This window comes from Pedobacter sp. PACM 27299, assembly GCF_001412655.1.
Classification (GTDB): domain Bacteria; phylum Bacteroidota; class Bacteroidia; order Sphingobacteriales; family Sphingobacteriaceae; genus Pedobacter.
In genome coordinates this window covers 459,417-482,417 of sequence record NZ_CP012996.1, presented here as the reverse complement: position 1 = coordinate 482,417, position 23,001 = coordinate 459,417, and the positions used below count along the sequence as shown (strand labels likewise).

Sequence of the window (23,001 nt, the reverse complement as noted above, 5' to 3'; positions counted from 1 at the left end):
CCTTTAACTTAAAATAATTTTAAAAAATCTCTTTACAACTAAATAAAGACAGCACAAAACAACACTTATAAAACCTCCAATTATTATTCCCTTTAATTTACTTGGGCGCTCCATTGCCAAAGGATACACAGGTATGTCAATAACTTGAATTAATGGTGTTTCTTTTAATAATGACATCTTAGACATTTCAAGGTTTTGCACCAAAGTACTTAACATTGCTTTATTTGTTTCCGCCGAGAACTGGGAACGCTGAATTGGCGCGGCTCTTTGAACTTGACGAACTGGGTTAAGATTAGGTGTTGCATCGGCAACTACGGCCGCTGCATAGATCGCCCCATTCATCACCGAGCGAACAGAATCAGTCTTATGCTGTAGTATCGTTATATTATCTTGTGTCTTCTTTGTCTTTGTTTGAGTGTAAAAATCATTTACATTTTTCACAATTTGTTCATTAAAAACTTTGGCAAAATACTCGTCCGTTGCTTTAACTTCAGCCTTAATAAGGCTTAATTTTTTATCAAGCTTACCAACTATAAGGTAGTTTGTATTAATATCAGCAACTATAGTCCCCAACACACTATCCCTAAGACGTAAGTCCTTTACGGGGAGAGTTGTTCCATCTGTCGAAAACTTGAGCTTTTTTAAATCCGGGTTATCTGCCCAGATATCTCTCAGTTTATTGAAATCTATATAATGATCTAACAAAAGTTGATCCTTACCATTAAAATTAACCTTGGTCAACAAAGTCTTTTCAATCATGGTTCTAGATTTATACAATTCGATAATATTATCTCCTTGAAAAATCCCCCCTCCTCCTCCTCCGATGTCAACACCAGCTATTGAGGCAATGCTTGCTAAAGAACCCATCCCATTTCCAGAACCTTCCTCCTGTAATACAAAAGTAGTCACTGCTGTATATGATTTTTTTTTTGACTTGGCATAATAGAACCCTAATGTTCCCCCAATAATCCCTAAAATTAGTATTATTATCCACTTGGACAATAGGAAACGCCACCATTCTATAATTTTTAGAACAAGTTCTTTTAATGACATTTCATCAGACGGAGGTAAATCTTGATTTATATTTTTTGAATCCATTTCTGTTAAAAACGTGGTAAAATAAATTTTATCTTAGTAATGATACAATTATGGCCCCCATAGAAGCTAGAGCAGTGCCCAATCCTATCCAACTTTGTGCAGTCATTCTTTCACGTTCTGCCTTTTTTGGCACCAAAATCTCTGCCCCAGGTTTCACTTTCGGATAGTTATTAAAAAATAAAAACTTCCTTGCTGCCTCTACTGAACCATTAGCATATTTAATATAAGCACCTTTTTTATGGGCATAAGCTGTAAAGCCTCCGGCACCATTAATATATTGTTTGAAATTTTTGCTTGGCAAGTAAACAATTCCATTAGGATTAAGTACTTCTCCAGTAACTTTAACAATTTGCAACTGCCTAGGTACACGGATAATATCCCCATCCTCCACGATTAAATCATATCTTGACTGAGGCTTCTTCAAGATTTGCATTAAATCAATTCCCACTAAATCTGATTGAATTAATTTCTGTTCAATATCAGTTTTAATAGTATCCTTTGTACCCACTTCCTGGGCACGTTTCAAGTTTAATAATTTCTTATCGTCTTCTTCCTTGTTGTTAATCGCATTTTTATCATTAGAATTTACTTTCTCTGCACCTGGTCTTTTCAGCGAGGCACCATCAGGATAAGCAGTATGGGTTAAACCACCAGCTCTCTTAATGATATCAGATATCCTTTCATTTTTTTGCATAATAGTATAAGTACCAGGATACAAAACTTCTCCCTCTAATTTCACCTGCTTCTGAATCTGATACCCTTCTGAACTTCGAATTGAAACCACATCAAAAGGCTTTAATACGAAATCTGTATCTACGATCTTAAGATTCGGATCCACACTTAGATTAAAAACTTCAGCCGTTAATGCGGAAGCAGACATTGCATCGCTATTCTTTATCCTTCTGGAGATCTCAATACGGTTTGGAGTAGCACCTTCTTTAAAACCTCCTGCCATTTGAATCACATCTTCCAGCTTCATATTATCTGCATAATCAAATACGCCTGGGGCTCTCACTTCACCTTGGATAGTCACCTTATACTCATCTCGTAAGGCAAAAATTGATGAAATGGTTACTTTATCTTCTCTAAATAATGGTAGGTCGTCTTGAGTACCGTCCATTAGTTTACCTAAATCAAATGATATTAAAGAAAGACTATTATCTGGGTTCAACCGGGAGATATATCCTCTATTCAAGAATGCGTCTTCAGTAATTCCATCTGCTTTAGCAATTAATCCTTTTAAGGTTAATCCTTTATCCAATTCAAACTGTCCAGGACGAAAAACAGCTCCAGCAATTTCGACTCTGTTTTCAAAACGATCAAGAATGCCTTCTACAATATATTTATCCCCATTTAATGGGCCATAAGTAGCAAACTGTTCTGCCCTTACATCGGTAATCTTACGTTCCTTATTCGTGTTTTGTAATACTTTGATCTGCGCAGTATAGGCTTTATTAGAGAAACCACCAGCAAATCTGATCACATCTTCTAGACTTTCATTACTCAGTACCTCAAATAGAGCAGGGCGTTTTACTTCTCCTGACATCTCCACACGACTTTGATAAACTGGAATATTAATTACATCCTGGTCTTGTAATCTGATGTTATTTTTTTGGATCCCATTTAATAAAAAGTCATACACATCAATAGTTGAAATCACCTTATTCCCTCTAATTACTTGTATTTGACGGAAGGAACCGTTAAAATTAGGTCCTCCAGATGCATTTAAGGCATTGAATACTGTAGATAGAGAAGACAATGTATAGGAACCTGGTTTAACCACCTCACCTAATAAGGTAATTTTAATACTTCTAATATTTCCAAGGTTAAGTGAAAGATTAGTTCTTCCACTTCTCAGAGCTGGATAGGTTCCAGCCATTTTAGCTCTAATTTTTGAACTTGCTTGCTCAATTGATAAGCCGCCAACAGCAACAGGGCCTACATACTGTAAGGTAATAACTCCCTCCGGATTTACCTTTAACTTATAGCTGGCCTCATTGTCTCCACTCAAATCGATTAACAACTCATCATCGGGACCAATTACATAATTTTTAGGGGTAGCCATTCTTAAATTAGGCTCAAAGGAAATACTGCTATTTGCAAACAGTTCTGCTCCAAATATTTTCGGTCCAGCATCCAAATCTACTTTTGTAGTTTTCGTGCTAGGCACACTCTTGTTTTTAGTTATTTTACTGGTATTGATATCTGCCTGCCTATCAGTAGATTCATCAGTAACTGTGGCTCCAGAAGCACCTTTTAATTTATCCACTCTGGCACGTAATTTTTGAGCTTCAGCTGGCTTCATTCCTTGTGCAGCGGCCATTTGCTCTAATTGAGCTTCACTATACCCAACCGATTCGGCACGTTGAATCATCTGTCTAATCTGTGCATCAGTCAAATCATCAACCTTAACATCCGCATAATTAGTTTGCGAAAACGCACTTTGTGCAACTAACACCGTAACAAAAAAAAGAACAGCGGTAAAGATATTTCTAACGTTCATATAGTAAAATTTGTGGCCCCCGTTCCGATCATCTCAGAACTTTTACTAAGGAGCGGAAGCCGCCCCCTTTAATATTATATTGTAATTTTATATTCTATTCAAAATAATTCAAGGTCTTAAACCCCCTTGCTTCAGGTATTCATCTTTCTTCATCAAATGAAGATCTGACTGAACCATATCCTGAACCAATGCAGGTAAATCATATTTCGGGATCCATCCCAATTGCGTATTCGCCTTTGTTGGATCTCCTAACAGCAAATCAACCTCTGTTGGTCTGAAGTATTTTTCGTCCACCTGAACAACAACCGTACCCGGTTTTAAAAATTCGTCGTTTAATCCTAATTTTTTTATAACATCCTGATCAACATCAATGATCACACCGCGTTCATACTGATCTTTTCCGCTAAATTCGACCTCTATTCCCAACTCTGCAAAACTCATTTTCACAAAATCACGAACGGTAGTCGTCACGCCAGTTGCGATCACATAATCTTCAGGTTTTTCCTGTTGAAGGATCAACCACATGGCCTCAACGTAATCTTTCGCATGTCCCCAATCTCTCTGAGCAGATAAGTTACCGAGATATAAGCAACTTTGCAAGCCTAAAGCAATCTTACAAGCGGCACGTGTAATCTTACGTGTTACAAAAGTTTCCCCTCTTACTGGACTCTCATGGTTAAATAAAATCCCGTTACAAGCATACATGTGATACGCCTCTCTGTAATTTACAGTGATCCAATAACCATACATTTTTGCGACTGCATAAGGGGAACGAGGGTAGAAAGGCGTGGTTTCACTTTGTGGAACGGCCTGAACTAATCCATATAATTCAGAGGTCGAAGCCTGGTAAATCTTAGTTTTCTCTACAAGTCCTAAAATTCTGATGGCTTCCAGTAATCTTAGTGGACCAATACCATCGGCATTCGCTGTATATTCAGGTGTTTCAAAACTTACTTTCACATGGCTCATTGCCGCAAGATTATAAATCTCATCTGGCTGAACCTCCTGAATGATCCTAATCAAATTAGTAGAATCCGTTAAATCGCCATAATGCAATTTAAAGTTCAGATTTTTCTCATGCTGATCCTGGTATAAATGGTCTATACGTTCCGTATTAAAAGAAGAAGAGCGTCTTTTCAATCCATGGACAAAATATCCTTTTTTCAATAAAAACTCGGCAAGATATGCTCCATCTTGTCCTGTAACGCCTGTGATTAATGCAACTTTCATTCAGTATTAGTATAGTCTTGGTTTAAATAGCAAATATATAGGAATATATTTGAATTGTTAGACTTTCGTGACAATGGAAGTCGAGAAATTCATACGTTAATGGACAGTACATTAGCTGTCAGAATTTTGTTCTCGTAAAAAAAATGTACAAATTTGAAAAAACGCCGAATATTTTTAAAATTATGAATAAATATTTACTGATTATCCTCTCCCTCCTCATTTTAGGCTGCAGCAAAAGCAAAGTCGAGCCAAACCCAGAGCCAACTCCTCAAAAAAAACATCAGGTAACTGGTTTTGTCGAAAAAGGACCGTTTCTACAAGGTTCAAAAGTAACTTTGATAGAATTAGACAATAACCTTGCTCCAACCGGAAAAACCTACGAAACCACCACTACCAACGACATGGGTGCTTTCGAATTCAAAGACATCGTACTCAGCTCTGATTATGCGAAGTTTTCAATTGACGGTTTCTATTTTGATGAAGTAAGAAACACACTGTCTACTTCAAGAATCATCCTGACTTCCATCGCAAAAATCGGCGAAATTGCAAAGGTAAACGTCAACCTCTTGACACACTTGGAAAGCAATAGGATTGTGAAACTTGTTAAAACTGACAAGTTAGATTTCGCTGCAGCGAAAAAACAAGCAACTACTGAATTATTGGCCGGATTAGACATCAAACAAAACCTGACTAAGGAAACAGACGAATTGAGCCTGACTGATGGAACTAAAGATGCAGCAGTACTAATGGCCATCTCGGCAGTAATGCTCAATAATCCAGTCCATACAGATGCGAGTCTGTCAGAATACCTGAGTAAAATCAGTACACAGTTGGAAAACACAGGCACTTTAGATGAAAGCACCAAAACCACTTTCAAATCCTATGCTTCCCGTATCGACCCGGAAAGGATCAAGGCCAACTTGATTGCCCGCTATAAAACATTAGGAAAGGAAGTGAATGTATTGGACGACCTCAAAAGCATTATTGGCGCAATTGATGTTCCAGTGATTGTACCAGAACTGAATGAAGCAGAAATTATCACTTTTGCAACTGTGGTGCTAAACAGATATGCGCTGTTCATAGAGAAATATGACCTTTACGATGCCTTATATGCGCCCAATAAAACACATACAAACCTAAGCCCTAGTTTTACTCAATTCTACAACCACAGTGTCGGCGTGCAAAACCTTGAGGTATATAACCTTTGGGTACAAGCTTACCAAACACTTGCTGCCCTAAACGAAGTAATGAAGAAATCCGAAAATCAGAGCAATGCTAAAGTCCAGGAGCTGAGAAAAGGTATGACTATTTTACGCGCGCATGTTTATTACTTACTGACCGATACCTGGGGTAACGTACCAGTCCCAAAATTTGACATGATATTAGAGCCTATCCCAAAGCCACAAGCTAAAGAAGAGACTCGTACCGAAAATATGGCTGCCCTGAGTGCGTTGTTGGCACCGGAAAGCCTCTCTAACCCGCTGAAGAGTACCTTAGGAAACATGACTGCATTAGGCTTTGCTCTGCTAGCCAAGTATGAAATACTGACTGGCCAGTATGCTTCCGCCAAACAGCATTTAGCCAAATTGGAGAATGCAGGCTTGTTCAAACTAGCCCTGCCAGGAAACAAATTCGTCAATTCTACAGACAATGAAACACTTGCCGGATACGACACCAATTCAGGACCTGCTTTCGCCAGCTCTGCCTTTGTTGCAATTGCAAAGAAAGGAGTATATCCATCTATTATGCGCGCCACCGAGGTCGTACTGCTGCAAGCAGAAGTAGAAATGCAATTGGGTAATCTGACAGCTGCAGTCAGCTACCTAAACAAAGTGAGGGTAAGAAATGGCAAAAGCAATATTGCCCAAAGCACCAAAGAAGAACTCATCAAATTCATATTAGAAGAATATAAAGAAGACTTGGGCATGGAAGGTGTATACTTTTCGGCATTGAAGCGTTTTGGAAAAGCAGAAACCATTTTAGGCATCCCTGCCTATAAAACGTTACTTCCTTTTCCCTTCGATGAATTAAAATATAATTATCTGATTGCACAAAATCCAGGTTATTAACCTTGAAATTTAAAGCGCCTGTCGGATTTCAGTATTCCGATAGGCGTTTCTTTTTAAACTGTATTTGCCAGTTCATCTCTTATTGCTATTCTAAGCAACCCTCCTTTACAAACAACACTGCTCATTCCCCTCTTCAAAAGCATATACAGGCTTTAAGTTAATTTAAAAAAAAATAATTTCACTTTTAGTGGTTGTTTGAAGTTTAAATACAGAAGTTAGACCAGAACCTTTTGTATATGACGACTCCTGCTGCTGCGAATCCTTTCCTAGACCCTTTGACTGATTTCGGTTTTAAGCATCTATTTGCTACCAATGGAAACACAGAATTATTGATTTCCTTCCTGAATGCGCTTTTTAAAGGAGAGAAGAAAATTATCAATGTCAAATATGGCGCTACAGAATACGCTGGAAATCACCAGATTTTTAAAAAGGTTTTTTTTTGATATTGCATGTACAACTGACGATGGGGAGCATTTCATCATCGAGATGCAACAGGAAAAGCCAAAGTATTTCAGAGATAGATGTGTGTTTTACTTATCAAGATCGATCAACGAACAAATCGTAAATGGCAAACGCTGGCAAGAGCCGCTAGGATCGGTATATATCATCTCACTGCTTGACTTTAAGCTAGCAGATAGCGAACCGGAATCCTATCTGCAAGACATTGCCCTAATGAACAAGCAGACTGGAAAGCTATTCTATATTAAGCTTGGATTTAAATCCATTGAATTACCCTGCTTTAATAAGAAGGAAGAAGAATTAGATACAGATTTAGATAAATGGTTATATATAATTAAAAACATGGGTAAACTAACACAATTACCGGTCAGCTTCCAGGAAGGAGTTTTCTTTAGGGTTTTTCAACAGGCAGAACTGAACAAAATGTCAAAAGCAGAACGCGAGATTTATAACTCCAATTGGAAAGCATACAATGACTATGAAAATACCATAGAATATGCGGCATTTACAGGCGCAATCAAGAAAAGCATCAGCATTGCAAAAAACATGATTCAAGAACACATTCCTATAGACATCATTTGCAAAACAACGGGTCTTCCAATTGCAGAACTTGAAAACCTATAATTAAAAAATTAACCATGGCGCCCCTTAAATCGCCATGGTTTCCTACATCAAACAATCACGCCCAAATACTGACTTGGCGAATTCGAAGTTTTGCGTCCCCACTTCAATCTGACCGTAAAAACATGTACATGCACCTTGGATCCTGCTAACATATCTAATCTGAACTCCGCCTTTCGATCCCATGTATTTGAAAATTCAAGTTCATAAAAGAACTGCTGTCGGACCTCCTCAAACAAGACTAGTGCTACATTATGATACCTACATAGGGGATGATCATATCCATCCCAGCTTAAACCAAAAAGCCCAGCTCCTTTGTCTTCCAATTGCAGATTTTCCAGTTTGGCTGAACATCCATCAACCAGCTGAACATCCTCAAAATTCATTTTCCGATTCGAATCCAGGTCAGAAAAGAACCTGGGAGGATTAATTTCAACAGCTTCCGTTTGAATCCCCTTGTTCTCCATATTATTCTCCTGTCCTGACTTCCTGATTTTTAATGATGCGGTTACAGCCCTCAACTTATTCCTATGGGCAATTTGCCTTGCTGTCATCGTTTTCTTCGGCGGACAAGGCGGACAAGAAATGAACTTATTTCGTACCAATGTATTCTTTGATGCTATCATTTTTATACGATTTAAAAAATAAAATTTAGGCTACCAGCCCCAAATACCGACTTTCAGAATTACCTCCTTTGCTTTGTCCCAGCGTAAATACATAGACATGCACCTTGCATCCAGGACTGCTGCAGACCTCAAATTCTGCTTGCTGCCGACCAACATTCGCCAAGTCCATTGTAAAAACCACCCTATTCTGCCCTTCTTCATAAAGCACCAGCACCAGCTGATCGTCCCGCCTATGTGCATCAGCGCAGTACTTCCAGCTGAGCGCATAAAGCCCTCCACCCTGATCTTCTATTTTCAAATCATGTAAAGTGGAAGCATTTCCTGCACTTAACCGTAAATCTTTGTAGTTGATGATTAGATTTGGATAAACACCGCTGAGTAGGGTACTGTAGTTCTCCTTAAATGCTTTGGCTGTTGTGCCAATTTTAGCTTTATACTGCTTAAAACCTGCATCCAGAACAGGTCCAAACGGTTTCAGCAACTGGGTAATCAATTTAAATTTCTCCCGCTGAGCCTGCTGAGCTACTGTAGCAGGCTTTTTTGGAGCCAAAGGATCAGGCTTAGCGCTAACCACTGTTCTCCCTTTTCGAGAAGAATACACAAAATCTCCGAGTGTTCCGGATATCTCGCTATAAATTCCTTTTTTCAGAATTGCCATTTTTTATAAATTTTAAAAGATAAATAAATACCTGCTCCAGCAATCAAAACCCATAGCAGCCCATCCAGCGTGGATTCCCTAACTACCGTTTTCTCTGCCGCTGAATACTGTTTAGATTTCATTTCTAAGCCTCCAACTCTACTTGCTCCTTTTTCTTTGAGCTGCAGTTTTTCTGCCGCTCCAAAAAAACCCGTCCCTGGCGAATAACTAAAATTACCTTTCGGCCAGATCAGGACCTCCTTTTCATAACCGCTGGAATCACTATAAAAGCGAATCACCTTAGCATCTGCATATACCTCACTTGCGCTTTTCGTCGTGTCTTTAAATAGCGCACAGCTAGTGATAAAGCAGATGAAAGTCAATAAAAACAAGAGGGAAAAGTTGTTCATGGCGTCCTCCTCCCCTTACTGACCCAATCCGAAATCTTATCAATTGATTTCCGATGTCTCCGTTTCCGATAAACCCCATCTCCCTCCATGCTTCCTGTGAGATTGGTATTGCCTTCTAAGGAAATCAACCAATCACCATCCTCCTTTTCGATCAATCCAACATGAGCGATCCGTTTCTTCTCCGGAAAATAAATTCCAATCACATTTCCCGGCAATGCCGACCTCGCCAATCGCGAAACCGGAAACAAGTCTGGCGACCATCCCGACCTCGGCTGGTCAAAACCTGCTTCGGCAAATACCCAGCTGATAAAAGCGGCACACCAGGGCTCAGGCTTCTTTAAGCCAACCGTGATTAAAAACTCCCCAATTCTTTTCCCGTCATTGCGACCGGTTTTTTCCCTTAAGCCCAATTCCCCCTTTGCGATTTTCACCAGCAATAAGCGGTACTTAAAGTCATCTTGCTGTTCCTTAAGCCCATTATGCCTGAAAGATTTTAACAAAGGGCGATCAGGCAGCCAGTAGCTGCCAATAAAAGCAAGCCAAAGGAGAGCTGAAAAAAGAGTACTTGATGCCATATTTCTAAGTTGTTAAATCGTGAAACCATGATAAAAATTGGGGGAAGCCCCATATTCAGCCAGAAAACCTTTAAGATCCACCAGCTCAAGGCAGTGACCAGCAGAAAGCCAATTAAACTGAGTAAAATCAACAGCCAGATACTTTGATCCACACTTCCAGCAGTATCATCCATCCAGCGAATCGCTATTGGACCGAAAGTCCAGAGCAGCAGGAGCAGCACAAAAATCCGCACAGGCTCCTCCCATCGGAAAACCGACAGTTTTATTCTTTTTGTATTCATCTTATTTTTGGTTTTAAAGATTAAATAAACCCGGCAGGGCCTCATAAACCCTGCCGGGGAATTTGAAATTAGGCCAGAATCGTCACTACGCCCAGGTAGGCTGTAGGAGAAACTTCTTTGCTTTTTACCGAGGCAAAAAATAGCCAGCAATGCACTTCATCGCCAACAAAAGCACCCGGTACATACATCGTAATCGGCGTATCACCTCTCACTAAGCCATCCCATGATTTAATGACCTTATGCTTATCCGAATTGTAAAGCAGGATATAGGCTTTGTCTGTCACTTCCGGCAATTTGCCTGGCATCGTATCCAGCACCCAGCTCACCTGAACAGTTTGTCCCGGAAGCACCTGAACAGTTAAATTTTTGCCCAGATCAAGATTTCCATCTTTACTCAGACTGATATTGGCGTAATCCAGTTTGTAATCCGGATAAGTGCCAATGATGGCATTTTTCATCATCGCCTTTGTCAGCACATTTGTTGGGGTAAAATTCCCGCTCATCTGTCTAAATCCAACAGCGATCATCTCGGCTACTTTCCCTGCGAAGCCTGTCACCAGACCAAACCTTGAACGCTGGTCCAGCTGCGTTGCTGTTGCCGGCTTGCTCGATTTTGCCGGACGATTTTTTACGACATTGATTTCCTTCCATCTTGCAGCGACTACATCGCCGATTCTCCCATTGAAGGGGCCAAAAGCACCTGGTTTATAGGTTCCCATAATTTTAAAATTTAAAAGGTTAATTATTCTGTGAATTCAAATCAACTGTATACCGGTACTTTGGATTTGTTGAACGAATGTATCCTCAAAAAACACCAGCAACTAATTAACAGCCTCATTATACCCAGCTTTACTCGCCTTTACTTTCAGATTACACCAGATTACCTTCAGCCTCCAGGCTCTTCTTTCATGATGGCATATACATCTTTCTTCAAATAATAGCAAGTACCACCATTGACCCTAAACCTGAGGTGTCCTGATTTTCGCCAGTTATAAATTGTTTTCCGGGTTTTCTGAAAGATCAGCATCACCTCATTGGTATGCAGCCAGATCTCTTCTTCTTTTACTGGAAGATCCGCAGGCAGCATTTTCAATAAAGCAAGCAATTGATCGGTCTGTACTTTCAAAAGCTGGCGCAGTATTTTCAAAATCATTAATTCCTCTTTCATCACCAGCGAACTTTACCGACATACACACTGTCAGAAATGCTTTTTCTATCATTAGAAACAAAGGCGATATAAGTTTCGGCAAACTGGCCATGTTCAATATCAAATACCAGCAGAAGATCTGTCCCTTTATAACGGGAAGCCCCAGCAGTCATATAAGCAGACTTTCTCAATTTCGGAAAATAGGCCAGCAACATCACCTGATCTGACCAATGCGTACCCATCACTCCTTCTTGTGGTCCCCAATTAAAGACCAGTCCTTTGTCTGAGGCAACAACTTCCAGGTTTACCGGTGGCGGCATATTGCCATAGCTAAGACGCAGCTTTGTAAAATCTATTTTCAACTTCGGAAACTTTCCAATAACAGCATGCTTCCAGTTATAAGAAAAAGCAGGATTTTGAGGGACCAGCTTCAATCGCCGAGCCTCGCGTTCATAGCCCACCTCGATAAATTCCTTAACCGGAAAGAGCAATGCGGAGACCAATTTTGTCCGTAATCGAACTGCTTTCTGCAATTCAGTGGGAGGTTTAGTCGATTTACCAATCAACCGTGTAACTAATACGCCGTTTAATGGGTAAGTGGTCGTTTTTCCTAGCTTACCATACCAGTAACCGTTTTTAAATGTTGCCATAATTGTATATTAATTGTTTATAAATAATTTGCATTGTATAAGGGATTACAACTCGTCGGGAAGAAACCTGCTTGCTTTTAGCCGGAGGAAGGAGTTCGGTAGGGGTATAAATAGCAAGGACTATTTCAAACCTAAGCGACCCCTATCGGAACCCCTCCCGCTCTCTATTATAAGGCCCTTCTCTTTCCGAACACTTCCCGACCACAACCTGACCAATTCCTCGCTTTTTTCTCCCCAATATTCCTGAAATCATTTTCATAGAATTTTCAAGGGAAACCCAGTCGCCGATAAAGAGACTAATTCGGAAACCATCGATCGGTTCATTTGGATTAAAGGAGAAATTTTCCTGCTCCTGGTATAAAGAGTGACGGAGGAATTTAGAGGCCCGCAATTCTATAAGCGGCTTTTTAAACTTTATAAAGCCATAGGTTCCTGCACCTGGCAAGATCAGCGAGGCATATTCGGAGAGGTAATTGTCGAACATTACCTTCAGGATAAATGCAGCTTTTCGACAAGATTGATTACTTTTTTCCAACTGGGTTTTCAATTCGGAGGCAGACAAGGCGGCCATTAATGCTTTTTCAGTCGAGTGGTTCCAGCGAATAATGATCTTCTTTATCTGTTCTTTAAGTTCGGCAATGAAATTTTCAGGTCCGGCAACCATATTGGTTTTATGAAGAATAGGATAAACTTTGCTGTATGGCGCAATATAAATCAAGTTTCCGCCGCTTAAGGAAAGCCCTGGTCCGGCAGTTTCTTTGTCGCGAAATTCATAGTCGTCATCCAGCACGATGAGGCAAAACCCAAATCGCTCCGATAAATGCATCAGTTGATTCCATCGTTTTTCCTCCATGCGGAGTGGGACAGGAAAACCGGCTTCCAAACGTACAAATACCACTTTTACCATTTTCTGCATACAAATTTCTTCCAGCTTTCCTACCGACATTCCCTGTTCATCCGCACCGCTGAAATCAACCTTTAGCCGAAGTTTTCCGGCCGTTTCCAGCAATGCGGCATCGTTTCTGGAGTTGATGACCAGCACATCCCCCGGACTAGTCATCGTTTTCAACACTTTATACACGGCCTTGCCATCTGGGATCATGCAAAACTGCCATTGATTGTTGATCAGTTTTTTACTTCTGAGCACCCTTAAAGCATCTTTAGCAACCCAATCCCCAGAATTCAGTGCAGCAGCATTGGAATTTCCAGACCTGCTGTTCCCTCTTAAATCCATCACATTTACCAGTTGTACAGGATAAGCGCTGCCCAGACTGAGGATGTTCATCGGTTGAGGTTCAATAGTTTTTGAGTAACCAGTTAATTTCTTGTTGAAGGAAAATCCTGCGAGGCGAGCCACATCGGCAACAGGAAGACTGATCGAAGGTTCAAACATAAATGTACCCACCCGATTCTGAGTATAAAGAATCTCCTCTCTTTTAACCCAATGGCGATATGCACGCTCCACAAAATGCCGTTTCACGCCTAGAAACATGGACAGTTTTCTCACAGAAGGCATCATGAAATCATCTGGATAGTTTTCTCTGCCATACTCCTGTGCAATCAGGTCAATCAACTGTTCGTAACTGATTTCCTTAATTGGATTAAGACCTGACTTCAAACTCATGGACCAGCTGTCTTGAAAATTATGCTTTATCATAATGATGATTTAAGTAACTTAATAAATAAATTATTGCCAATACAAATAATCGTTTATAATTATCAAATTCCTAATAAAAATATCTGTCTATAGAAATACGTTACATCTGTCTGAAAATCGATTCAAAAATTCGCAAATACGAGACAACTAGTTCCGCATCACATCCCCTGCTCGTTATATTAATTACTGGTAAAATAATTTTGAGCAGAGCGTTGGTTATTTAGGATTAAAATGCAGTAGTTAGGCTTGATAAAACTGAAATAAAATCATAATAACAGATTAAATGAGCCGAAACGCATCGCAGCAGCGGATTTAAAAGCAGGAAGGACAAAACTTAAAACCTGATTTTAAAATCACTAAAAGAAACAATTAAACCACAAAGTATTGTTTTAGTTAATTTATTGATATATATATTCGATAGATAAGCTATAAAAGATATGGAGTTCAAAAACCCAAGGCAGGGAAGTGAATATGATAAGATATTTAAAGAGAATATGGAGGCCAACCTGGAAGGGATTGTTGAACAGGTACTGAGCATGAAAATCTTCATTACCGAAGAACTGCCTGATGATTTGCAGCATACGAAAGAACGAAAGCCGGATCTGCTGAAAAAGGTACAGGATGAAAATGGTCAGGTTTTCATTTTACACATCGAATATCAACGCAGTAATGATCGGAATATGGCCTATCGAATGGCAGAGTATGGTATTATGCTGCAAAGGAAATATAGGCTTCCGGTTAGTCAGTATAGGATCTATCTGGGGCAGGAAAGGTTAAACATGCCTACCAGTATTGAAAGTACAAATTTTAAGTTTAAATATGAAGTAAGAACGATCAGTACGATAGATTACAGGCTCTTTTTATACCATGAGGTGATCGAGATGAAATTGCTGGCTGTGCTGGCAGATTTATCGGCTGTAAATCCAAAAGAGGTCATAAGAGCGCTAATCCTGGAAATTAAAGAAATCGTAACTGAAGAGCTTACGCTTGATAAATATATAAACCAGTTAAAAATCTTTACCCCATTAAGGGACTTAGAACAAATACTAAAAGAAGTTATGGAAGAAGTATCAAGTTGATACCCGAACCTTTTGTTTTTTCCTTTTCCGAAGCCAGATTAAAAACCCGCTTACCGGCAAAGTCGCACAGATCAGGCTGGCAAAAAACGCGAGCGCTTGCGTTGGCCAGCCGTATATTTTCCCGGTATGAATTGCTTCGTTAGAGTTCCGCCATTTCATGGCCGTACCTTTATCTTTATGGATGATCTGGTCAAAGATTGCTCCGGAATTGTGGTCGATAGAGAAATAGCTCATGCCCAGCCAGGCATCCCCGCTATCGTGCATGGTAATATACCCGGAGGCAGATTTTTTTGTTTCTGCAGGAATGGTGAAACCAATCATTTCATAATTCCCACTCGCGTGTTGCTGCAAAGCAAAAAAAGCCTGATCTAATGCTGCGCCATGTAATGGTACCGCAGCTGGTGTAGGCTGTACATTGGCCAGAAGCACCCGTTTGTTGCCACCCATCGCTTTCAGCATCCCAGACTCCCACCATTTAAATGACCAGCTGAGTCCGGTAAAAACAATGACCAGCGCAACAGGCAGTACATACATCCCTAAAACTGTATGCAGCTGATGGTTCAGCTTTTTGAACTTACCTTTAAAGTCGATTTTCAGCTTTTTACTTACGTTTTTGAACTTTTTAGGAAGCCAGATGACCACACCGCTGATCAGCATCAGCAGAAATATCAGTACGGTAATTCCGGTAATCAGGCTGCCAATATCCTTCTTCAGCAGCAGATATCTGTGCAGCTGTAACACCATATTAAAAAACTCATACTTCATGTCCAGCTGTCCGAGTACAGCACCCGTATAAGGATTTACGTATACCTTTTTAAAATATTTGACCTGGTCAAAATACGTCAGGCCTTTCGCCTTCTTTTTCGCTTCCTGTGCGATGAACACATAACTTTTCTCTCCTGCTGGAATTTCGATTTTACTGATCTTATTTCCTTCAGGCAATACCGCAGCTGCTTTTTCTGTAAGCACTGACAAGCTTAAAGGCGGTTTACCTGCTGATTTTACCGAAACCAACTCCTTGTGAAAAATAGCAAACAACTCCTCACTGAACACGGTGATACAGCCGGTGATCGAAATCACCACAATCAGGGAACCGATTAACAAACCTCCCCAAAGGTGTATAAAAGCGGCGAAACGTTTAAAAAGCATAAGCCATGGTTAGGTTATAGCGTGCGCCATTCGCTTTGATATAAGATTCTGTACGCACCTTCCCTTGCGACAATATCGGATAATAATCTGCGTTCAACACATTATCAATTCCCAATTTCAGCGTCGCTTTAGGTGTAAAATGATAAGCGGTATATAGGTTGAAGAAATTGAATGAATTTACTGGTCCTTCACCAAGCGCATAATTCCCTTTGGCATCCGGTAAAAATTCTTTTCTTGAACCGGAGTAGATCCAGAACACACTCAGGTCCCATGCTTTTAAAGGCGAATAGCTGACACTGCTGGTAAATTTATCAGGACCTATTCTAGTGGTAGGTAAGGGTAATTTCTTACCATTTACTTCCTTTGTACCCTCCAAATGAGAATAACCCACAGACATAGAAAGGTTTGGCAGGAAGGTATAGTTTGCAGTAGCTTCAAAGCCTGTTACCCGTTCTGGTGCCCTTTCAGGAACAGCCACACCGTTCACATCTTTTAAGCTGGAGCCTAAAGCGGAAGTGCTCACATAATAAGCAGCAGTTACATTTAGTTGCTTCCAGCTGCTGCTAAAACCTACCTCATAATTATTGGTGATGATCGCTTTTGTTTCAATTTTGCTCACATCATCCACTGCACTTAGGCGAAGTGTTCTGCCCAGGTCGTACAGAGAAAAACTTTGAGAGAAACTCACAAAAGGATTAAACAAATTCCATTTACTATATCTCAGTCCTGCATTATACACTAAAGTATGGTAACTTAAATCGGCTCCTTTAACCGCTACACCACCTTTATAATTTCCGAATGGAATGGTGGTATAATCAGGTACACCGAGTGTGATATTTTCATAGCGTGCTCCTGCTTTAAATACGAGGTTTTCGAATAGGAAAGTCCGCAGCTGCGCATAAGGCGCAAAATTTTTCATGTTCATCTCCGGCACAAACTCCCTCCCATCGGTTAGGTTTTGCTTGGTGATGTCGTTCAACACATCTAAACCATAAGTCACATCCCCTTTTACCTGATCTACGATATGGTATTGGGTATTGAAATTAAACCTTGCCCCTTTTTTCCTGGAGGCGATTGCCGAATTTCCTGCTGGCTTATAAAAATCAGAGTACTCAAAAATAGAGTAGAAATCCTGCAGGTATAGGTTCACATTCAGGGAAGTACCTTTAAAAATTTCGGAATTGGTGTACTGAATATAGGCATTGTGGTTGTAAGGAGTACCTTGTTTATCACCAATGGGTGTACCTGGTTTTCCGGTAATCGGGCGCTCACCATAAATACCCGCAGAATCCACATAGCTACTATTTTGCAGCGTATGGTAATAATTATACATCACCTCGATGCGGTTCTTCGGGTTGATGTTATAGCCTAATTTGGCATAAATATTCTTACTATTGGTTTCACTTAGCGACTGAAAAGGAGAAACCACTTTTCCATCCGCGTCTTTATTGACTCCAGTATGCTCATAGGTTCCGCTCAGCACATAGTCTAATTTGTTGACTTTTCCCGTAAATAACTGCGAGAAACGGGTGCCAAAAGAATGTCTTGGACTGACCAAGGAACCTGTCGAAGAAAGTTCCGAAAGGGAGCTGAATTTTTTACTGGTATCAGCCTTTTTGGTGATATAGTTAATGATCCCGCCGTCAGCACCGTTGCCATAAATGGCGGTAGAACCTTCAATCACCTCTATCTTATCGATCACAAAAGGATCGATACTTCTGAAATCGCGCTCCCCATTTCTAAGCGGTGTGGATTGTGGAATCCCATCGATCATCACTAAGGCATTTCTACCTCTTAGCGTTTGCCCTTTGTTCACCACGGTATTGGTCCCTAAGGTTAATGCGGGAATATTATAGGTTAAAATCTGGTTCAGATCGGTAGAGATTCCTCTTTGCATCTCGATCTGTTTTGAGTTTAAGATCTTTACAGAAGAGGGCACATCTTTTAAAGTTTCTGCAGTTCTGGAGGCGGTTACGATCACCTCATTCAGATCGCCGGCATCGCTTAAGATGGAAAAATTAACGATCTGCTCCTCATTACCATTCAACACTAAAGATTTAGAGACTGGCTGATAGCCGACACCGGAAGCAGTTAATTTATACTTTCCACTGTCTAAACCATTAAATGCATAAAAACCAGTCAGGTCTGTCTGACTGGTTTTATTTTTCCCCTGAAGGGTTATAATTATGTTGGAAACTGGCGTACCTTTTTGGTTCGTCACTTGTCCTTTAACCACGCTTTGTGCAAAAACACCGATTGGCAAAACCAATAGGCTCAGTAGTAAAACTCTTTTTATCATCCCCAACACCCTATTTGAAATTAATCTAAATAAAGCGCAAAAGTATAAAATTAATTCTATTTATTACTTCCTAAATGAAAGCTTAGGCCAACGGAAACAGGATTCAGCAAAAATTCTGATTTATTAGTTCTGGTAAAAGAGCGGGTATTATTTACATCTTCCGTTACCGCTTCTTGTCTTTCATAAGAATAGAAGAAGTCGAGACTGCTTTCTACAAATATGGTAAACTGCGGAGCCGGATGAAACTTAATACCTACTACCGGAGACAGCAGGAATCCATTTTTCGAGGTTTCCATTTTATTAGGATATAGGGTTGCGTCTGCAACAACCTGTGCTTTTAAAGGATTCGCATTCGTTGAAGTTCCAACAAATCTATTGGCTCTATAGCCAATGTCTGCACCTATATAGGGCTGAACTCTGGAGAAGTTCATGTTCTTTTCAAAACCTACTTTAAACATATAATCGGTCACATCACCGGAAACAATCTCACAATTGTTACAGTTATTATGGAAGCTTTTCCCTTGTTTAATGTAACTTCCACTCAATCGGTAATTGATCTGGTTGTCGTTAAATTTCACCGTGATTCCCGAGAAATAGGTATTGATATATTTAACAGGATCAGTCTCATTAAAGAGCTTCGGCATTTGCATTGACCCATAACCTCTTAAGGTGATCGAGTAATTGTAGTCTGCATTCATCTGAGAAAACGCGGTTCCTCCAGATAATAACAGGACTAAAATGAGTAAGTGTTTTTTCATTAATTTTCCCCCACGGATTTTAATTGAGCTATAAAAATACAGCAATATTTAGGATAAGCAATAAATAAAAAATTGATTTCGTTATTCCGGGAATCTGAGCATGACCCCTTGACTAATGATTTAGAAGAAACGTTTTCCGAAAGGAAAAACGGCCGGAGCGCATGGTAAAACATTGAAGAATAATCTATTTTGATTCTAGTTAACTAAAAACGTGCCACAATATAAGAATTGTTATTTTGTTTTTCACTAAAGTCGCGCATCAGTAAATTTGCGGTCAATAAATGATTTCGTATCAAAAATAATCGCTCCATCCTGCTGGTATTTTCCATAATCGAAAGCTAAAAACTCCTGATGGGAAACGGCCACAATAATGGCCTTATAGTTTTTATCTATTAAGGTTTTATCAAGATGAAAACCATATTCCTGTTTCACCAGCTGAGGATCTGCCCATGGATCATAGACATTAATCTCCATCCCGAACTGCTGTAATTCCTGATAAATATCGATCACTCTTGTATTTCTGACATCCGGACAATTCTCTTTAAATGCAAAACCGAGTATCAGCACCTTCTCTCCTTTTACCGGGTAGCCTTTAGCGATCATCAGTTTGACTACTTTATTGGCCACAAACATGCCCATGTTGTCGTTTACCCTTCTCCCCGACAGGATGACTTGCGGATGATAACCTAGTGATTCTGCTTTATGGGCCAGATAATAGGGATCTACCCCGATACAATGGCCGCCTACCAATCCTGGCTTATATTTCAGGAAGTTCCATTTTGTCCCTGCAGCTTCGATCACATCTGTGGTGTCAATCCCGATGCGGTCGAAAATCAGGGCCAGCTCATTGACAAAAGAGATGTTGACATCCCTTTGTGCATTTTCTATGGCTTTCGACGCTTCAGCTACTTTGATACTTGGTGCTTTATGTGTACCGGCAGTGATGATCTGTCCATATAGCTGATCTATTTGTTCCGCTATTTCTGGTGTAGATCCTGAAGTCACCTTTTTTATCTTGGTTAAGGTATTGATGCGGTCGCCGGGATTGATCCTTTCCGGAGAGTAACCACAGAAGAAATCTTCATTGAACTTCAGTCCAGAATATTGCTCCAGCACAGGTACACAATCTTCTTCTGTACATCCGGGATAAACGGTGGATTCATAAATTACAATGTCACCTTTTTTTAACACCGCAGCAATCATGGCGGAGGCTTTCAGTAAAGGTTGCAAATCTGGTGCTTTAAAGCGGTTGATAGGCGTAGGAACGGTAACAATGTAAATCTGACAAGAGGTCAAATCTGTGGGATCGTAAGAAAACTGCAATCCGGAGCTGGGTGACAAGCCTTCATTTAGCGTTTGTGATTGCAGTACTTGCTGCAATTCTTCCAAATCGGCCTCTCTGGTTCGGTCTTCTCCATTGGAAAGCTCTTGAATCCGGACTTCATCAATGTCGAAGCCAAGTACCCTATACTTCTTGGCGAATTCAATAGCGAGTGGCAATCCCACATACCCTAAACCTATAATTGCAATTTTACACGCTTTGTTCATATACATTTTCCTTTTCAATCGCTCCGGCTTCCGGTTCTTTGGACCAAAATTTTAAGAACGTTTTAAAGGTAGAAAGAATTTTAATGGTTAGTAGGTACGGTTATTGAAATATCAGTCACCGGTCATAAAGACCATTAAAGTAAAATGAGAACCATCGTCTTATCTCTATTCTGTGTCGCCCTCGGATTTTTCCAGCTGAAAGCACAAGACAGTACAGCCAATCGGGTTGACTTTATGGCTCCTCCTGCGACAAAAAAAGTAGTCCAGTTGAACCGCTCTGATGCGGCATTGGGAATTTCTGCAAAAGCTATAGCCAGACAAAAAAGCAGTCAGAACCCTTCGGTTAATATCGCCCTATTTGCAGTCGACCGACGTACCGAAGCAGAAGCTGGAAATTCAGATGTAGTGATGGTCATTTCTATTGATCAGCTCAGCGGGAAAATTAAAATGTCGTCCATCATGAGGGATACTTATGTGAATATCGAGGGTTCAGGCATGAATAAGCTCAATGCCGCCTTCGCCATTGGCGGTCCGCAGCTGGCTATTAAAACCCTGAATCAAAACTTCGATCTGGACATCAGAGATTATATGAATGTTGATTTTTACAGCGCAGCTAAGATTGTAGATGCCTTAGGGGGTGTCCAGATTCCAGTGAAAACTGAAGAGCTTCCTTACCTCAACAACTACCTGAATGAGCTGTCTATTTACGATAAAGTACCAGCCATACCATTGATGCAGGCGGGCTTACAATTACTGACTGGAAAGCAGGCCGTTGCCTATACCCGGATCCGTGCCGTTGGCCATGGTGATGCCCAAAGAACGGAGCGTCAACGTCTGGTACTCATCGCCATATTCAATCAATTGAAAATGAAGGGCAAGGAAATTTTTCCCGTTTTTGCCACAGAAGTCCTCCCTAATCTGGAAACTAGCATGAACAATTTCACACTTTTCAGCTTTGCCGGAAGTATTTTAAATTCTAAAAATAAAACGATAGCACAGGCCAGGTTTCCACTGGATAAGGATAGTAAAGGAACGAGAATTAATAACATCTGGTACTTGACTACAGATTTGAAAACCACCAGTAACGCAATACATCAATTTATTTATAAACTTCCGGTTCCCCATACTTCTACGAAAAACTAGGAATAATCCGCTGTTTTATTGGGGAACTTCCCTCCCATAATGTGGAAAACAAGATTTTAAAAATTTAATCCGGTAAAGACTATTAAATCATTATGATCAAAATTTTATATCAATTATAAAAATAATCATAATATTACAACAAAATACACCAAAAAGCTATAACGACGTTACTTATTAAATAAGTTTCGCAAAACACACACTGTGTAATTTTTTTTACATAATTTTACACTAAGTAAATGATAATTAACGCCTCAACTCTAATTGTCTCATGGACATTCTCCATTTTATTGAAGGTAAATTGATTAGTCAACGAATTTTTGAATTTGTTGATTTACAGAGGAAACACATCTTTAATTATCTAATAAAATTTCTTGATTATGCTTTCGCAGGTCTCCATCGTCCTTATGATTCAAACCCGGAAAGCAACTTCGCTACTCAAATCAAACAATTACTAACATAAAACACAATTTTATTATGGATGACTATCTAGGAATGATCAGAGCTTTCGCTGGAAATTTTGTACCAAGAGGCTTTATGCCTTGCAACGGACAACTTATTGAAATTCAGCAAAATACCGCACTTTACTCACTTTTAGGAACCGCGTATGGCGGAGACGGACAGCGCACTTTTGGCCTTCCAGACCTCAGGGGCCGAGCTATGATTGGAACAGGGCAAGGACCATCATTACCGACCAATCACCTACTTGGTGAGATGATAGGTGCAGAAACTATCCAAATTTCGATCAACAACATGCCTGTACACAGCCATGCCTCAGCTACTACAGCTGTATTAAAAGTAAGTGACCAAAAAGGGAATTTAAGCGTTCCTGTGGCAGGGAATTCAATCGCAGCAATGGTAGATATCAATGCAGATCCTGTAGCTGGTTACAATTCCATTGCACCAAATGTTGAAATTGCGGGTCCTACCGTAACTACAACAATAGGAAATAATGGTGCCGGTGTGCCAATCTCTATATGTCAGCCTACACTTGCCATCACTTACCTCATTTGCACTGTGGGTGGATTCCCTAGCAGAAACTAAATTTAATGCATTTAATCGGAT

General features: G+C 40.1%; 22 protein-coding genes. 6 read left to right on the top strand and 16 right to left on the bottom strand.

The genetic code is table 11. From position 1 onward, the window contains the following. Positions 1-3: 3 nt before the first annotated feature. The 3 genes from AQ505_RS02035 to gmd form a co-directional block, all read right to left on the bottom strand. Positions 4-1,098, bottom strand: a complete 1,095-nt coding sequence (locus AQ505_RS02035; protein ID WP_062546646.1) for a lipopolysaccharide biosynthesis protein — start codon at positions 1,096-1,098, stop codon at positions 4-6. A gap of 28 nt (positions 1,099-1,126) precedes the next feature. Then, positions 1,127-3,601 carry an SLBB domain-containing protein gene (locus AQ505_RS02030; protein ID WP_062546645.1) on the bottom strand — a complete coding sequence of 825 codons (2,475 nt, stop codon included), beginning with the start codon at positions 3,599-3,601 and terminating at the stop codon, positions 1,127-1,129. Positions 3,602-3,709: 108 nt separating this feature from the next. Further along, the gene (gene gmd, locus AQ505_RS02025) at positions 3,710-4,831 is read right to left on the bottom strand and encodes a GDP-mannose 4,6-dehydratase (RefSeq protein ID WP_157262169.1); all 1,122 of its coding nucleotides are present in this window, start codon (positions 4,829-4,831) and stop codon (positions 3,710-3,712) included. Between the two features lie 182 nt (positions 4,832-5,013). On the opposite strand from gmd, the gene AQ505_RS02020 reads away from it, so the two are divergent. The 3 genes from AQ505_RS02020 (at position 5,014) to AQ505_RS02010 (ending at position 7,983) form a co-directional block, all read left to right on the top strand. After that, the gene (locus AQ505_RS02020) at positions 5,014-6,900 is read left to right on the top strand and encodes a RagB/SusD family nutrient uptake outer membrane protein (protein ID WP_197286278.1); all 1,887 of its coding nucleotides are present in this window, start codon (positions 5,014-5,016) and stop codon (positions 6,898-6,900) included. 236 nt (positions 6,901-7,136) lie between these two features. Beyond that, positions 7,137-7,343, top strand: coding sequence for a PD-(D/E)XK nuclease family transposase (locus AQ505_RS02015; RefSeq protein WP_062546643.1), 207 nt, complete (start codon positions 7,137-7,139; stop codon positions 7,341-7,343). After that, positions 7,288-7,983, top strand: coding sequence for an Rpn family recombination-promoting nuclease/putative transposase (locus AQ505_RS02010; RefSeq protein ID WP_197286277.1), 696 nt, complete (start codon positions 7,288-7,290; stop codon positions 7,981-7,983). Before AQ505_RS02015 ends, AQ505_RS02010 begins: the two co-directional genes overlap by 56 nt. A gap of 47 nt (positions 7,984-8,030) precedes the next feature. On the opposite strand, the gene AQ505_RS02005 is transcribed toward AQ505_RS02010, so the two are convergent. The 9 genes from AQ505_RS02005 to AQ505_RS01965 form a co-directional block, all read right to left on the bottom strand. Then, positions 8,031-8,606, bottom strand: a complete 576-nt coding sequence (locus AQ505_RS02005) for a hypothetical protein (RefSeq protein ID WP_062546641.1) — start codon at positions 8,604-8,606, stop codon at positions 8,031-8,033. Positions 8,607-8,631: 25 nt separating this feature from the next. After that, positions 8,632-9,264, bottom strand: coding sequence for a DUF6266 family protein (locus AQ505_RS02000; RefSeq protein ID WP_062546640.1), 633 nt, complete (start codon positions 9,262-9,264; stop codon positions 8,632-8,634). After that, a complete protein-coding gene (locus tag AQ505_RS01995) occupies positions 9,252-9,653 on the bottom strand; it encodes a hypothetical protein (RefSeq protein WP_062546639.1) in 402 nt (133 codons plus the stop codon). Before AQ505_RS01995 ends, AQ505_RS02000 begins: the two co-directional genes overlap by 13 nt. After that, positions 9,650-10,228 (bottom strand): peptidoglycan-binding protein, encoded by a 579-nt coding sequence (locus tag AQ505_RS01990; RefSeq protein ID WP_231635008.1) that lies wholly within the window; start codon positions 10,226-10,228, stop codon positions 9,650-9,652. The genes AQ505_RS01995 and AQ505_RS01990 overlap by 4 nt, the downstream gene beginning before the upstream one ends. Then, complete coding sequence (locus AQ505_RS01985; protein ID WP_082461727.1) at positions 10,147-10,509, bottom strand: hypothetical protein; 363 nt, start codon at positions 10,507-10,509, stop codon at positions 10,147-10,149. Before AQ505_RS01985 ends, AQ505_RS01990 begins: the two co-directional genes overlap by 82 nt. Before the next feature lie 68 nt (positions 10,510-10,577). After that, positions 10,578-11,228: a DUF6266 family protein gene (locus AQ505_RS01980; RefSeq protein WP_062546637.1), complete on the bottom strand. Its 651-nt coding sequence runs from the start codon at positions 11,226-11,228 to the stop codon at positions 10,578-10,580. A gap of 167 nt (positions 11,229-11,395) precedes the next feature. Continuing rightward, entirely contained in the window at positions 11,396-11,677 is a 282-nt protein-coding gene (locus AQ505_RS01975; protein WP_062546636.1) for a helix-turn-helix domain-containing protein, read from the bottom strand. After that, the gene (locus tag AQ505_RS01970) at positions 11,677-12,306 is read right to left on the bottom strand and encodes a DUF6266 family protein (RefSeq protein ID WP_062546635.1); all 630 of its coding nucleotides are present in this window, start codon (positions 12,304-12,306) and stop codon (positions 11,677-11,679) included. The genes AQ505_RS01975 and AQ505_RS01970 overlap by 1 nt, the downstream gene beginning before the upstream one ends. 142 nt (positions 12,307-12,448) lie before the next feature. Beyond that, positions 12,449-13,963, bottom strand: a complete 1,515-nt coding sequence (locus AQ505_RS01965; RefSeq protein WP_062546634.1) for a hypothetical protein — start codon at positions 13,961-13,963, stop codon at positions 12,449-12,451. 437 nt (positions 13,964-14,400) lie between these two features. On the opposite strand from AQ505_RS01965, the gene AQ505_RS01960 reads away from it, so the two are divergent. Beyond that, positions 14,401-15,042, top strand: a complete 642-nt coding sequence (locus tag AQ505_RS01960; RefSeq protein ID WP_062546633.1) for a hypothetical protein — start codon at positions 14,401-14,403, stop codon at positions 15,040-15,042. Here the strand turns inward: AQ505_RS01960 and AQ505_RS01955 are convergent. The 4 genes from AQ505_RS01955 to AQ505_RS01940 all read right to left on the bottom strand — a co-directional run bounded on the left by AQ505_RS01955 (position 15,034) and on the right by AQ505_RS01940 (position 20,796). Continuing rightward, positions 15,034-16,191 (bottom strand): PepSY-associated TM helix domain-containing protein, encoded by a 1,158-nt coding sequence (locus tag AQ505_RS01955; RefSeq protein ID WP_062546632.1) that lies wholly within the window; start codon positions 16,189-16,191, stop codon positions 15,034-15,036. The two genes, AQ505_RS01960 and AQ505_RS01955, sit on opposite strands and share 9 nt — an antisense overlap. Next, positions 16,181-18,490: a TonB-dependent receptor gene (locus tag AQ505_RS01950; RefSeq protein WP_062546631.1), complete on the bottom strand. Its 2,310-nt coding sequence runs from the start codon at positions 18,488-18,490 to the stop codon at positions 16,181-16,183. The genes AQ505_RS01955 and AQ505_RS01950 overlap by 11 nt, the downstream gene beginning before the upstream one ends. 56 nt (positions 18,491-18,546) lie before the next feature. Then, positions 18,547-19,248, bottom strand: a complete 702-nt coding sequence (locus AQ505_RS01945) for an outer membrane beta-barrel protein (RefSeq protein WP_062546630.1) — start codon at positions 19,246-19,248, stop codon at positions 18,547-18,549. A 246-nt stretch (positions 19,249-19,494) separates the two neighbouring features. Then, on the bottom strand, positions 19,495-20,796 hold the full coding sequence (locus tag AQ505_RS01940) for a nucleotide sugar dehydrogenase (RefSeq protein ID WP_062546629.1): 1,302 nt from the start codon (positions 20,794-20,796) through the stop codon (positions 19,495-19,497). A 144-nt stretch (positions 20,797-20,940) separates the two neighbouring features. Here AQ505_RS01940 and AQ505_RS01935 point away from each other — a divergent pair, with 144 nt between their 5' ends. Beyond that, positions 20,941-21,939: an LCP family protein gene (locus AQ505_RS01935; RefSeq protein WP_062546628.1), complete on the top strand. Its 999-nt coding sequence runs from the start codon at positions 20,941-20,943 to the stop codon at positions 21,937-21,939. A gap of 474 nt (positions 21,940-22,413) precedes the next feature. Further along, positions 22,414-22,980 carry a phage tail protein gene (locus AQ505_RS01925; RefSeq protein WP_062546626.1) on the top strand — a complete coding sequence of 189 codons (567 nt, stop codon included), beginning with the start codon at positions 22,414-22,416 and terminating at the stop codon, positions 22,978-22,980. The last annotated feature ends 21 nt before the right edge of the window (positions 22,981-23,001 follow it).